Source organism: Salinigranum salinum (genome assembly GCF_009176545.1).
GTDB lineage: Archaea > Halobacteriota > Halobacteria > Halobacteriales > Haloferacaceae > Salinigranum > Salinigranum salinum.
Window position 1 is genome coordinate 1898745 of the sequence record NZ_VTOJ01000002.1, and the last position, 12747, is coordinate 1911491.

Genomic DNA, 12747 nt, shown 5'->3' on the forward strand with positions numbered 1-12747 from the left:
GGCACGAACACGGCCACGATTGTTAGAAATAGATTCACATTCACTCGAGTAACCGAACGTCCCGTCGAGTGTGACGATGGGTTCATCAAGAGAGCAGAGCAGGAGATCATCAGGCCGTCACTCGTCCGTCTAGGAGATTCTTCGACCGAAGTTCGACTCGAGCGAGCACTACGGATGCATCTCTCACGGGCGATCATATCGATAACAGTTGACGGCCAGAAAACGAGGCGCGTTCGACATTTAAACGTATATTTTTGAACACATACACGAGACTGAACCTTCGTGGAGTGGGCGGTGACGCGTGCTTCGAGTCGAAGGGGCCGTCTCTCTGAGACTGAAGACATCGTACGAACTCAGGTCCACCACCCAGAACGGTTGCCCGTTCACGCCTCGAACAGTCCACAATAACACTGACAGCTCTCATAGATCTCTTTCGTCGCATTACCCTGTGGTGAGCTAGTACCCGCCGGCAACTCAGACGTGGGTCGGTGCCGAACGTGCACTTCGCTCAATAGTGTGGTTCAATTTTTTATCTACCGTATCACTGGTGAAGTCGTGTGAGGAATGCACAGCGACGAGAGTCCCGACGGTCTGGCCAACGTATCGGTCTTCGGATGGTAGATTTGGGATACGAACAAGACGAGAAAATTGTTCTAATAACCGGGTGGACATGCCCCACCGCCCAAGCTGCGGACTCTCCGCCCTCGACCAACGATCGCGCCGGGAGAGAAGTCCCACGTCGGTTCGGTACGAGGAGACAACGAACGTACGGGTTCAGCCGACCGGTACGACTAGTTCGCCGCTGGTGCGCTCGTCGATCGAGCGCTGCGGTGCAGTAACACCAGTTGCCGATCCCGTTGACGGACGGCATCGCTTTCGAGACACGTGTATTCGTCTTTCCGGAAGACGTCCCCGACGTCGAGCGTGATAGACAGTGGGATATATCAAGAATAATTAACGTTGATCTCCATCACGTTCGCCGCCTGCAGCAGTCTGTTCGGAATCTCCTCCTCCACTCGTTCGCCCTTCATGCGCGTGGTGGGTCCGGCGACACTGATCGCTCCGAGCACGCGGTCGCTGGAACCGCTCATCAGCGGCACTGCGACGCACTGGAGTCCCTTGACTCGTTCTTCATTACAGTAGGCGTATCCCCGCTCGCGGATCACATCGAGTTCGTCGTACAGGTCCTCACGGTTCGTGATCGTGTGTTCCGTCTCCCGCGGGAGGCCGTGTTCGTCCAGTATCTCTTCGACTCGCTCGTCGTCCGTGTGCGCCAAGATCGCTTTGCCGAGGGCGGTGTTGTGGAGCGTTCGGCGCTTTCCAGTGTGTGTGTCGATCGTCACTGCGTGTTCTCCGCGGGCACGGTAGAGGTAGACGCCACGGCCGTGCTCCTCGACGAGTAAATTTGCCAGCTCTCCAGTTTCCTCCGCCAGTTTGTCCACTTCCGACTTGGCGACGTGGTAGATCCGAATTCGCTTGCGCGCGTACTCGCCAATCTCGAAGAATCCAAGGCCGACGTAGTAGGTGTTCCCCTCCTTGACGACGTAGTCGTGTTCTCGTAATGTACTGAGGTAGTTGTGGACCGTCCCTTTCGAGAGATCGAGCCGGGCCGCCAGTTCGGTCACCCCCGCGCCGTCCATCACCTGTAACGCTTCCACGATCTGGATGGTCTTTTCCGTCCCCTTGATCGGATTCTTGGCCTTGTTTTGCATCCCACCAGTTCAATCGATTGTGGGTGCATAAATATCTTGTTCCAAGTTATCAAACACCAGTCGTCGGCACGAACGGGCGTCGACGTCAGCGGTTACCGGCTACCCCTGTGCGCTGTCGGCGTTCGGTTTGTGCCGGTTCGTTCGGCGACCGAGTTGACGCTCCAACCGTGGACAGACGACGAGTGCCTCCAAGAGACACCCACCTCGTGCAGATTAGATATATCAAACAGTCCGTGTCTAGGATTGTCATACCAGTGAGAGCGACGTTATGCCTGCCGGACAGCCCGCAGACGCTCTCCTAGTCGTGCTTCGGCAACACGACGCACTCCGTTGTGACTGGGCGATCACTTCCCGGCCGAGCTCCACTGCGTGCACTTCGTTTCTCGTCGGTGCGCGCAGTCGCGACCCTCCTCGGAGTGATCCGACGGGTCGTTCGGCAAGTCACCGTCCGCCGCTCGGGCGGTGTGGTATCCGGTCACCGTGGCGAGCGTGTTCGGGTCTGCGCGTTTGGGTCCAGTGTCGGTTCGTCGATGTGTCTCGATCGAGGGCGGATCCGTGACATCGTCGATCCAGTAACCGATCGCGCCGTCTGGCACCGGTTTCGGTACGCACTATCGTGCAAACCGGAGTACAGATGTAACAGCCGGTCGTCCCCTCAGACGGCGTCAGTGGACTGGAACGGCGACGACAACGGTCATCGTGGTGATTGCTCCGATCCCGTGCGACATGAGTAAAAGCACGTTGTTGTTGAATTTTTCGTCTCAGAAAGCGATGTGTATTCATATATGCGCAAAATTTTCACGTTTAATCGAGTCTTCGACGGTCAGATGAAAATACCTCCAGTATTGAATGCACATGGTGAAATCCGGTTGAGTTACATCTATATCACTGTAAAGCTAGAGAAGAGATTGAATTACAGTCATAGAATTGTAATTTACAAGAGAACGTACTAGAATTATACAACCACAATATATTAATCAGCGAACAAGACGTCACCAATTACAAACGTATCAATGTAATTTCCAGGGTCGGGAATGGACTGTCCTCCCCCCGCGGATCGCATGGGATCGAGTTTGTGTATATCAAACAATGTCGACAGGCCGGTCCGACGAGCGGCGAACGCGGATGCTGACGACGCCTGAGCCGTCTCGGGGGCCGTGCGCTGGATCTCCCATCGCACGTTCGACCAGTCGGTCTCGCAGAGAGACGGCGGCGCGTAGTACACCCACAGCCCCACCTGCTGAGATCGCGGTGCCTTCGAAGCCACCCGATACATTCAGGTGAGTTCGTCGTGTCGCAATCGCTATGTCTCTGATAAACCCTGACGTCGATCGACTCGACCGAGAACTCGTCGAGTCCTTCGAGGGGATTCCGACCGCGATACTCTCGGACGTACTCGGTGCCAGGGCAGCCGTCATGGACTCCGGAATCGACCCCATCTACAGCGGGATCGAAATGGCCGGAACTGCACTAACCGTGAAGGCGGTCCCGGGCGACAATCTGATCATCCACAAAGCCATCACCGTGGCGGAACCGGGAGACGTGATCGTGATCGATGGCAAGGGATACACCGAGACGGCCTATCTGGGAGAACTCATGTCCGCATCGTGCGAAGCGCACGATCTCTCCGGGATTATCGTCGACGGGGCGATACGCGATCGAGCGGAGATCGAGGAAATCGGCTTCCCGGTCTACGCACGCGGGGTTCATCCGAAGGGACCGCTCAAACACGCTCCCGGTTCGATCAACGTCCCGGTCACGTGCGGTGGGGCTACCGTCGCCCCCGGAGACATCGTTGTGGGTGACGATGAGGGCGTCGTCGTCGTCCCACCGAACGACGTCGAGGCGACACTCGAGAGTGCCCGCGAGAAGCAGGCCGCCGAACGCATCCTCCGTGAACGGGTCGAAGACGGCGAATACCTCTACGACATCGGCAACTACGACGAAGTGCTCGAGGATCCGGACGTGACCGAACCCGACGACTCGGTCTCTTAGTGGTCTGTCGGTGTGTTCCGATACGCTCCGACGCGAGCGCGTGATTCGATCAGAACGGAACTCGTTCGAGGGCTCGACTGCGGTTCTCGAGGAGCGGACCACTCGTCCCGTGATCCGAGTACCACGGCGACACGAGCGCTGTGGAGACGACGTATCGAAGAACGGTGCCGGCCCCCTCTCTGCACTCGGAGCGTACTCGTGCGCACGGAACGACCCTCACCTCACGAACGACTGGTATCAACTCAGGCAAAGGTTTTTGTCCGCACTGTGTTTTGGGTGGTTCACCTAACATGGTGTACGGCTTAGACGGTAATACAGCTCTCGTCGCTGCGTCGAGCAGTGGGTTGGGAAAGGCCTCCGCGAAAGCGCTCGCTCGCGACGGTGCGAACGTCGTAATCAACGGTCGGGACGAAGACCGCCTCGAAGAGGCAGCGGCGGAGGTGCGTGCCCTGGCCGAAGGGGACGTCCTGCCGGTCCAGGGTGATCTGACGGACCCGAACGACATCGCGCGACTCGTCGAGCGGACGATCGACGAGTTCGACCGACTCGACCATCTCGTGACGAACGCTGGTGGCCCGCCGAGCGGGGCCTTCTTGGAGACCGAAGAGGAGGACTGGTATCAGGCGTTCGACTTACTGGTGATGAGCGCGGGACGTCTCGTTCGGGAGTCAGCGTCGCACCTCCGCCGAGACGGGGGCGGAACGATCGTCACGATCACCTCGAGGAGCGTCAAAGAGGCGATCCCGTCGCTCGTGCTCTCGAACTCGGTGCGGATGAGTGTCATCGGTCTCGAGAAGACGCTCTCGAAGGAACTGGCGCCCGAGGTACGTGCCAACGCCGTCCTTCCAGCCCCGCACGAGACGGCACGCCAGCGGGAACTCATCGAAGCGGCCGTCGACCGCGACGAGTTCGACAGCTACGAGGAGGGGCTGGACGCGAAGGGCGAGATCAACCCCCTCGGGCGTATCGGTGACCCGATGGAACTCGGGGACGTCGTCGCGTTCCTCTCCTCCGAACGATCGAGTTTCATCAACGGCGTCGCGATTCCAGTCGACGGCGGACAGGGAGCCTCGAATCTGTGAATGACCCGACTTGCCAGAACCAGCGACGGTCGACCGCTCGTTGGTGACGGAGCGGGTTTCGTTCCACTCTCGTCGGTCGATCCGTCACTGACGACGATCCGCGACGCGCTCCCGGTAGCCGCCGCGGGCGACCTCCCGTCACTCGACGACTCGTCGGCCGAACTGATCTCGAGCGAACACCTCTCGTTCGCGTCCCCGTTCGAACGATACGGGAAACTGTGGGGAATCGGGCTGAACTACGCGGAGCACGCGTCTGATCTCGACGAGGATCGGCCGACAGAACCGGCGAGCTTCATGAAGCCGTCGACAGCGGCCGCTGGTCCAGGTGGTCCGATTCGACTCCCTCCCAGCGACGTCTCTGATCGGGTGACCGCAGAGGCCGAACTCGCGGTGGTGATCGGACGAACCTGTTCGGATGTCGCTGTGAGTGAAGTCGACGATGTCGTCGCCGGATTTGTGCCAGTCATCGACGCGACGGCCGAAGATATACTGGACCGGAATCCACGGTTCCTGACTCGGTCGAAGAGTTTCGACTCGTTTCTCGTGTTCGGGCGTTCTATCGTGACGACCGACGAGGTGGGTCCGCTCGACGGGCTCTCGGTACGAACGGTCGTCAACGGCGACGTCGCCGCGGAGAACCGTATCCGGAACATGATGACATCCCCGGACGAGCTCGTGGCGTTCCACTCGAGCGTCATGACACTCGAACCCGGCGACGTCATCTCGACGGGCACACCGGGAGCGGAACACATCGCCCCCGGCGACACTGTCAGAGCCGAGGTCGCCGAAGTCGGTGCCGTCGCCGCGAACGTCGTCAGATAGCCTCGTCACGGCCAGTCACCGGCACGATCGACGGGGTGGTCTCTCCAGCACCCTCCGGTCTTCGATCCGATCGCTCTTGTCGCCAGTTTCGGCCACGTCGCGCGGTCTCGCCCCGAGCCCGGACCGGTTTTCCCGACTCGGCTGAGCACAACGCTTAAGAACTACCTCTGTCTGTATCCCATCGTCGGTGTTCACAAATGGAAGCACATCAAGCAGATGACGGTCATATCGTAATGTTGCTGGAGCCGGGTGACTTGGTACTCGAGTCGATTCGAGAGGCGTGCGACGAGTACGAGGTCGACACCGGTGTAGTCGTCTCGGGGATCGGCACGCTCCGGAATCTCAACTTTCACTACGTGCCGACCGACGAGATGCCAAAGGAACAGAAATGGCGCAACGAGACGCACAAGCTCCTGGGTGCGTGGGAGGTCGGGACGATCGACGGCATGATCGCCAACGGAGAACCGCACCTCCACCTCGTCGCGTACAACGGCGATCGGACGGTCGCCGGCCACCTCGAGGAGGGCAACGTCGCCCACCTGCTGGGCGAGATCGTCATTCGCCCCATCGAGGGACTCGAACTCGAGCGCCGGTCGGACGAAAACGAGTACAACATCAGCCAACTCAAGCCGAGATAGGCCTCACACCGAGTCCCTCTTATTATGACAACGTATCCGAGCGTCACGGTCGAAGGTAAAACGACGGTCGTCATCGGTGGAACGAGCGGGATCGGAGAAGCGATCGCACTGGGCTTCGCAGACGACGGGGCGGACGTGGTCGCGACGAGCCGGACGCCCGAAGCGGTCGCCGAGACGGCGGAGAAACTCCGTGAGCGAGGAGCACGAACGATCGAACAGACCTGCGACGTGGCCGACCGGTCCTCGATCGAGGAGCTCTGCGACACGACTGTCGCGGAGTTCGACGACGTCGACGTGCTCGTGAACTCCGCTGGCACTGCTGCACGGTCCACGTTTCTCTCCCTCGACGAGGCGGACTGGGAACGGGTGCTCGACGTGCAACTGACCGGTGTGTTTCGTACCTGCCAGGTGTTCGCGGACAGGATGGACTCCGGGAGCATCGTCAACATCTCGTCGATGTCGGCCGACCTCGCCAGAACACGGCTGATGCCGTACTGTGCGGCCAAAGCCGGTGTCAACGCGCTCACCCGCTGTGCAGCCAAGGAGCTGGCACCGGATATCCGCGTCAACGCGATCGCCCCCGGATTCGTCATGACGCCACTCACCCAGGAGACGTACGGTGACGGGACGCAGATCCGAGCGGATATCGACGAGCGAACCCCGCTGGGACGGGTTGCCGACCGCGAAGAGATCGTCGGGAGCGCGATCTATCTGGGGAGTGATTCGGCGAGCTTCACCACCGGAGAGGTGCTCTTCGTCGACGGTGGGTTCACGCAGAGCGCTCTGTGAGCCCACAGTCAGTTCGAAGACGCCGCTGGCTCGTATGGTTCGATTTCTCCCGCCTCTGACCGTCCCCGTGGCGCGGTGTCCTCGACGGCTCGATCGGTCGTCAGAGCACCCACCAGTGTTCGCTCGAGGGCGAGTCAGTCGATTTCCGGACGTCCGTGTGAACGACAGTTACTGGGTGTACATCGGCGGCTTGATGCCGTACTCCTGGATGTCGATCCGGTCCCCCACTCTGATCATCTCGATCGATTTGGGGTAGCGATAGGAGGTCGCGTGCTCGTGCAGTCCGGTCGGGTCGGCGTTCCAGCCCTTCCAGAAGTCATAGTGCGTCGGAAGCAGCCGATCGGTCGACAGCGCGTTCGCGGACTTGATGATCTGATTCCCGTTCATGTAGTTGGTCGTAGAGCGAGCCTGACCCGACTCCCCATCGAAGAATCGACCGCGAGTACCGTACGCGAGGGCGCTCGCGTCCACGTCGAACTCCGCACCCACGTCCTCGAACGTCTCTGTGTACCGGCTATCACCGCCGTGGTAGAACGTCCCCGACTCGTGTTCGACCACGTACGAGACGGGTTCTTTCGCGTCGGGATCGTTCGCTCCCCGAACGTGGACGGTCAGGTCGCCCACCTCGAACGTGTCGTCGACGTCGACGACGGCTCGTTTCGCCGCGGGTACGCGGAGATCGCCGTCGTAATCGGGGTCTTCATACGACGTCTTCGGCGCGTAGATTCGTGCGTCTTCCTCGAGGAGGGGAGCGTGCGAGGGAGGGTGCATGTGGTCGACGTGTTCGTGAGTGACGAGCACTGCGTCGCACGTCGTGTCTGCGGGGTCCATCGGGACCGGGATCATCCTGATCGCATACGGGCGGTGTTCGCCAGATCCGAAGTACGGGTCGATGAACACCGTGGTCGTATCTGTCCGCAGAATAAAACCGTTACATCCGAGATACCAGACGGAGAGGCTGTAGGTGTTCGTGTTCTCTACTTCCTCTACGAGCCAGTCGTCCCACGTCGCGTGGACCATAGCCGCGTGTCCACTCGCGGGGTAATAAATATACGTCCGGTTCGCGCCCTCGAACGCGCTCGATCGAGCCTGTTCGCAGCCACCGAGTCGGTCGCACGGCTGACGTCGGCTCGCCTTCGTGTACGTGATCCGAGGTTTTAATTACTCATGAGCAGTCCACTGCCGTATGGCAACGAATATCTTGGTCACGGGAGCGTACGGACGCGTCGGGACGGCGATCATCGACCACCTCCACGAGAAGGACGAGTACGAGTTCACGTATCTGAACCGCTCGGACCGACCGGCGGACCACCCCTACGGCGGCTACGAGACGGTCGTCGCCGACGTGAGCGACCGAGAGGCGATGTGGCCCGCCTTCGAGGATCAAGACGCCGTCGTTCACCTCGCGGGGTACCCCGAGACCGATGCCACCTGGGAGGAGATACTCAAAAACAACTTGATCGGGATGTACCACACGCTGGAAGCCGTCAAAGAGGCGGAGGTAGAGCAGTTTATCTTCGGGTCGACGAACCACGTCGTCGGCATGTACGAGGTCGACAACGCCCCCGAAATCTACTACCCCGGATTCGACCTCATGGTCGATCACACGGCTCCACGCCGGCCCGATTCGTACTACGGCACCTCGAAGTCCTTTGGCGAGGACTTCGGTCGGTACTACACGGAGAACTACGCATACCCGACCCAGTTCTACTCGCTCCGGATCGCCAGCATCCGACACGCCGAGTACGATCACCCCTACGGCGACGCCGAACACGGCGTCGACCGCGGTGACTGGGAGCGTGGAAGCGACGAGTACGACGAGATGGTCGCTCGGATGAAGGCGATGTGGCAGTCCCGGCGGGATTTCGCCCACCAGGTCGAGTGCTGTCTCGCCGACGACGACGTCGAATACGACGTCTTCTACGGCGTCAGCGACAACGACCGTCGCTGGTTCGACCTCGAACACGCCCGTGACGTGATCGGGTACGACCCACAGGACAACGGTGAAGCGTGGGACTCGCCCCCGGGGTAACGAGCGGAGGGCTCGGGAGAGACCAAACCGTGTTTCGGGTGACTACGTCGGCGGAGTCGTGGCGACCGGATCGGGTTCTGAGTCCCCCATGTCAGCAGAGCCACAGCTACCATCCGAGCCGCGGCGGCAAGTGGCCGTCACCCGTGTTGTCCCATCAGTACGCTTTTGCATGGTGCATCCGAGCGGTCGTGCATGGACGCAGTGTTAGACCACGTGATGATGCGCGTCGAAGATCTAGACGAATCGCTGGAGTGGTATCGGACGCACCTGGACTACGAGGAAAAGGGGCGGTGGGAAGCCGACACGTTCACCAACGTCTTTCTCGGCCCCGAGGAGATGCACGAGGACGGCGCACTCCTGGAGCTGACGTACAACCACGATGGGCGCTCCTACGAGCTGGGTGACGCGTGGGGACACATCGCCGTGCGTGTCCCCGAGGACGAACTCGAATCGTCGTACCAGCAGCTGATGGACGAGGGTGTCGAGGACTACCGCGACCCCGAATCGTGTGGGGGCCGCTACGCGTTCGTGAAGGACCCCGACGGCCACGAGGTCGAGATCGTCACGCGCGACCACGGCGCGAAGTGGAGCCTCGACCACACGATGATCCGCGTCGAGGACGCCGACGACGCGCTCGGCTGGTACGTCCGGAAACTCGAGTACGAGCACACGGGCCGCTGGGAGTCCGATACGTTCGCCAACTACTTCGTCAAGCGCGCGGACGCCGCCCCCGAAGAGATGGCAGTAGAGCTCACGTACAACTACGACGGGCGTTCGTACACGATGGGCGACGCGTGGGGCCACCTGGCGGTGCGGGTCGACGACCTCGAAGACGGATGGCAGACCCTCATGGACCGCCACGCCGAGGAGTACCGCGATCCCGAGAGCTGCGGCTACGACTACGCGTTCACCAAGGACGTGGACGGTCACGAAATCGAGCTCGTCACGCGGTAACGAGAGTTCGACCGAACGCGACGCACCGTCCTGGGATCGGTGCCGGACGCCCCAGCTGCGTCTTCGGCGCTCGGCGATCCGGCCGTAGTTAGATATAAACAACCGTCACGGGATACCCCTCCGTGATGACCCGTTCCAATCGAGAGGAGCTCCGGTTCGGCTGTCAGATAGTCAGTTACGACGACGTACACACGGGAATCGACCGAGCGGTGCGTGCCGAGGCGGCCGGGTTCGACCTGTTGACGGTGCCCGACCACCTGTTTCACCCCACCGACTCCGAGGATTTCCTGGTCGATCCACCGTGGGAGGCGTTCTCGGTCCTGGGCGCGATGGCCCAACACACGGACGAGGCGGATCTCATGCCGGGCGTCACCGACTCCGTGCGCCGTCATCCGACCGAACTCGCCCACGTCACCGCGACTCTCGACCGTATGACTCACGGTCGGGCCGGGTTGGGTATCGGTGCGGGTGAGGTGTTCAACTTCGTGTCGATCAAGGACATCGACTGGGACGATCCGTTCGCCCGGTTCTCCGAGGCAGTCAAGGTGATCGACGGGCTGTGGATGTCGACGCCCGACGACCGCTTCTCGTTCGCCGGCGAATACTTCCAGCTGGAAGAGGCCTACATGGGATTCAAACCGGTTCAGCAGCCCCGTCCCCCCATCTGGGTCGGCGGATACGGTCCCAGCATGCGCGGATTTACCGGCGCGGTCGCGGACGGCTGGTTCCCCTGGATCCACTCGCCCGACCAGTACGAATCGGACCTCCAGCGAGTACTCGACGTCGCCGAGGAGCGGGGCCGGGATCCCGGCGCGATCGACCGTGCCGTGATGGTCCCGACGACGGTCACGGACGACGCCGACGAGGCACGACAGGCGGGGGCCCGGCGCAACCGCACGAACCTGGCACTCCGACCGCCTCTGCTGGCGAAGATGGGATTCGAGGAGATCGCGGAGGAGACACCCATCATGTATCGGATGGCGTTCGACGACGAACAGGAGCGACGGCTCCTGGCCGCTGCCGAGCGGATCCCCGATCACGCGGTCGACGAAGTCACCATCACCGGCGACCCCGAACGAGCGATCGAGCGGATCGAAGCGTTCGCCGACGCCGGCGTCGACAACCTCGTCGTCATCCCCGTCGGCGACTTCGAGGAGACGATGAGACATTACGAGGAAACGATCATCCCCTACTTCCGGGAGTAACGGGCGACTCGTCTCACTCGAACGGATCCAGTTCGCTCATCCGCCGACGGAACGTTTTGCGCGTCGAGTCGATCTCGTCGCAGATCCGGACGGGACTGTACCCCTCCGACAGCAGCTCGCTAGCGGCGTCCGCATCGGACACCGAGCCACCGACCGGGACGCCGCTGTCGAGACAGGCCGTTCGGGTGGTCTTGATCGCGGACTGTCCGTCCTCGTGGTCCGTTTCGAGAGGATGATCGAGGGATACCGACAGGTTTCCGTGGCTGATAAGGACGAACCCGAGTTCCGGATCTGATCTCCTGGAAGCTGCCAAACTGGTCACGGGCTCCCGGCACCTCCCACGCACCCGACTGTACGGCGGCCGTCCGCAGTCGGCTGGTGCCGTCCCCGTCCCGACGGCATTCCGAACGTGATACGTTAACGAAACGAATTTACGAGTGCCGCGTGCAGGACGTGGTGAGATGGCAGAGAAAACCGTCGGGTACATCGGGCTCGGGATCATGGGATTGCCGATGGCAAAGAACCTGATCGACGCCGGGTACACGGTGGTCGGCCGCAACCGGTCGACCGAACCGATGGACGAACTGGCGGCGTACGGGGGCGAACGTGCGGACTCCCTCGGCGAGGTAGCCGGTCGTTGCGACGTGATCTTCACGTGCCTGCCCGACTCGGAAACCGTCGAGCAGGTCGTGTTAGGTTCCGACGGTGTGTTGGCGGGCAGCGGTCGAGGGACGACAGTGATCGACATGTCGACGATCGCTCCGCCGGTCGCCCAATCGATCGCAAGGACACTCGACGACCACGGCCTCTCTATGCTCGATGCGCCGGTCAGCGGCGGTGAAACGGGTGCGAAGGAGGGCAGTCTCTCGATCATGGTCGGCGGCGACAGGGACGTGTTCGATTCACAACGGGACGTCCTCTCGGTGGTCGGCGAGACGATCACGTACTGCGGTGAGTCGGGGGCCGGCCAGATCGCCAAGGCGACCCACCAGACCATCGTCGCAGGAACGCTGGAGGTGATCGCCGAGGCACTCGTGATGGCCGGCAAAGCCGGGTCGGACATGGAGGCGATTTACGACGCGGTCTCGAGCGGTGGCGCTCGTGGACGTCTGCTGGACGTCCACGGCACCAACATGTTGACGGGCGACTTCGAGCCGGGATTCTTTGCCGAGTACATGTACGAGGACTTGGGATACGCGCTAGAGGCGGGCGAGGCCTACGGCGCACCCATGCCGGCCGCGTCCACGACCCACGAGATGTTCAAGTCGCTGGTCGAGAACGGACACGGTCGCGATGCCAATTCGGCTATCATCACAGTCATCGAAGAACTCGCGGGGGGTACCGAAGTGCGACTCGAAGACGACCAGCAGGCCCGGAGCTCCGGGATCGACTGGTAACCCGGACGGTCGGCTGCCGTTCCCGACGTCTCCCTGCACTGTCGGGAGGTTTTATCGTGTACCGTCACCGACATCTGTCCGTGAGAGTCGGTCCACGGCTCCGAGACAGTAGAGAGGAGGG

At 61.5% G+C, this 12747-nt stretch carries 12 protein-coding genes; 9 read left to right on the top strand and 3 right to left on the bottom strand.

Annotation, left to right across the window (positions count from 1 at the left end; genetic code table 11):
• Positions 1 to 944 precede the first annotated feature (944 nt).
• Positions 945 to 1712: an IclR family transcriptional regulator gene (locus FZP69_RS20565; RefSeq protein WP_152043220.1), complete on the bottom strand. Its 768-nt coding sequence runs from the start codon at positions 1710 to 1712 to the stop codon at positions 945 to 947.
• Positions 1713 to 3017: 1305 nt separating this feature from the next.
• Here FZP69_RS20565 and FZP69_RS20570 point away from each other — a divergent pair.
• The 5 genes from FZP69_RS20570 to FZP69_RS20590 all read left to right on the top strand — a co-directional run bounded on the left by FZP69_RS20570 (position 3018) and on the right by FZP69_RS20590 (position 7038).
• Positions 3018 to 3707, top strand: coding sequence for a 4-carboxy-4-hydroxy-2-oxoadipate aldolase/oxaloacetate decarboxylase (locus tag FZP69_RS20570; RefSeq protein ID WP_152043221.1), 690 nt, complete (start codon positions 3018 to 3020; stop codon positions 3705 to 3707).
• Positions 3708 to 3997: 290 nt separating this feature from the next.
• Positions 3998 to 4789: an SDR family oxidoreductase gene (locus tag FZP69_RS20575; protein WP_152043222.1), complete on the top strand. Its 792-nt coding sequence runs from the start codon at positions 3998 to 4000 to the stop codon at positions 4787 to 4789.
• Complete coding sequence (locus FZP69_RS20580) at positions 4790 to 5611, top strand: fumarylacetoacetate hydrolase family protein (RefSeq protein ID WP_152043223.1); 822 nt, start codon at positions 4790 to 4792, stop codon at positions 5609 to 5611.
• A 233-nt stretch (positions 5612 to 5844) separates the two neighbouring features.
• Positions 5845 to 6249 (top strand): PPC domain-containing DNA-binding protein, encoded by a 405-nt coding sequence (locus FZP69_RS20585; protein ID WP_204960074.1) that lies wholly within the window; start codon positions 5845 to 5847, stop codon positions 6247 to 6249.
• 24 nt (positions 6250 to 6273) lie between these two features.
• The gene (locus FZP69_RS20590) at positions 6274 to 7038 is read left to right on the top strand and encodes an SDR family NAD(P)-dependent oxidoreductase (RefSeq protein ID WP_152043225.1); all 765 of its coding nucleotides are present in this window, start codon (positions 6274 to 6276) and stop codon (positions 7036 to 7038) included.
• Positions 7039 to 7206: 168 nt separating this feature from the next.
• Here FZP69_RS20590 and FZP69_RS20595 read toward each other — a convergent pair whose 3' ends face one another.
• Positions 7207 to 8058 (bottom strand): MBL fold metallo-hydrolase, encoded by an 852-nt coding sequence (locus FZP69_RS20595; RefSeq protein ID WP_152043226.1) that lies wholly within the window; start codon positions 8056 to 8058, stop codon positions 7207 to 7209.
• Positions 8059 to 8224: 166 nt separating this feature from the next.
• Here FZP69_RS20595 and FZP69_RS20600 point away from each other — a divergent pair, with 166 nt between their 5' ends.
• From FZP69_RS20600 to FZP69_RS20610, 3 genes are all read left to right on the top strand, one after another.
• Positions 8225 to 9070 carry an NAD-dependent epimerase/dehydratase family protein gene (locus FZP69_RS20600; protein WP_152043227.1) on the top strand — a complete coding sequence of 282 codons (846 nt, stop codon included), beginning with the start codon at positions 8225 to 8227 and terminating at the stop codon, positions 9068 to 9070.
• Positions 9071 to 9262: 192 nt separating this feature from the next.
• Positions 9263 to 10024, top strand: a complete 762-nt coding sequence (locus FZP69_RS20605; protein ID WP_152043228.1) for a VOC family protein — start codon at positions 9263 to 9265, stop codon at positions 10022 to 10024.
• Positions 10025 to 10149: 125 nt separating this feature from the next.
• Positions 10150 to 11229 carry an LLM class flavin-dependent oxidoreductase gene (locus tag FZP69_RS20610; protein ID WP_152043229.1) on the top strand — a complete coding sequence of 360 codons (1080 nt, stop codon included), beginning with the start codon at positions 10150 to 10152 and terminating at the stop codon, positions 11227 to 11229.
• 13 nt (positions 11230 to 11242) lie between these two features.
• On the opposite strand, the gene FZP69_RS20615 is transcribed toward FZP69_RS20610, so the two are convergent.
• The gene (locus FZP69_RS20615) at positions 11243 to 11551 is read right to left on the bottom strand and encodes a hypothetical protein (protein ID WP_152043230.1); all 309 of its coding nucleotides are present in this window, start codon (positions 11549 to 11551) and stop codon (positions 11243 to 11245) included.
• A 139-nt stretch (positions 11552 to 11690) separates the two neighbouring features.
• Between FZP69_RS20615 and FZP69_RS20620 the strand changes: the two genes are divergently transcribed.
• Complete coding sequence (locus tag FZP69_RS20620) at positions 11691 to 12626, top strand: NAD(P)-dependent oxidoreductase (protein WP_152043231.1); 936 nt, start codon at positions 11691 to 11693, stop codon at positions 12624 to 12626.
• Positions 12627 to 12747: the final 121 nt, after the last annotated feature.

Coding starts and splice junctions, on each gene's coding strand:
- FZP69_RS20565 (WP_152043220.1), bottom strand. CDS start 1,712: ATGCAAAACAAGGCCAAGAATCCGATCAAGGGGACGGAAAAGACCATC.
- FZP69_RS20570 (WP_152043221.1), top strand. CDS start 3,018: ATGTCTCTGATAAACCCTGACGTCGATCGACTCGACCGAGAACTCGTC.
- FZP69_RS20575 (WP_152043222.1), top strand. CDS start 3,998: ATGGTGTACGGCTTAGACGGTAATACAGCTCTCGTCGCTGCGTCGAGC.
- FZP69_RS20580 (WP_152043223.1), top strand. CDS start 4,790: ATGACCCGACTTGCCAGAACCAGCGACGGTCGACCGCTCGTTGGTGAC.
- FZP69_RS20585 (WP_204960074.1), top strand. CDS start 5,845: ATGTTGCTGGAGCCGGGTGACTTGGTACTCGAGTCGATTCGAGAGGCG.
- FZP69_RS20590 (WP_152043225.1), top strand. CDS start 6,274: ATGACAACGTATCCGAGCGTCACGGTCGAAGGTAAAACGACGGTCGTC.
- FZP69_RS20595 (WP_152043226.1), bottom strand. CDS start 8,058: ATGGTCCACGCGACGTGGGACGACTGGCTCGTAGAGGAAGTAGAGAAC.
- FZP69_RS20600 (WP_152043227.1), top strand. CDS start 8,225: ATGGCAACGAATATCTTGGTCACGGGAGCGTACGGACGCGTCGGGACG.
- FZP69_RS20605 (WP_152043228.1), top strand. CDS start 9,263: ATGGACGCAGTGTTAGACCACGTGATGATGCGCGTCGAAGATCTAGAC.
- FZP69_RS20610 (WP_152043229.1), top strand. CDS start 10,150: ATGACCCGTTCCAATCGAGAGGAGCTCCGGTTCGGCTGTCAGATAGTC.
- FZP69_RS20620 (WP_152043231.1), top strand. CDS start 11,691: ATGGCAGAGAAAACCGTCGGGTACATCGGGCTCGGGATCATGGGATTG.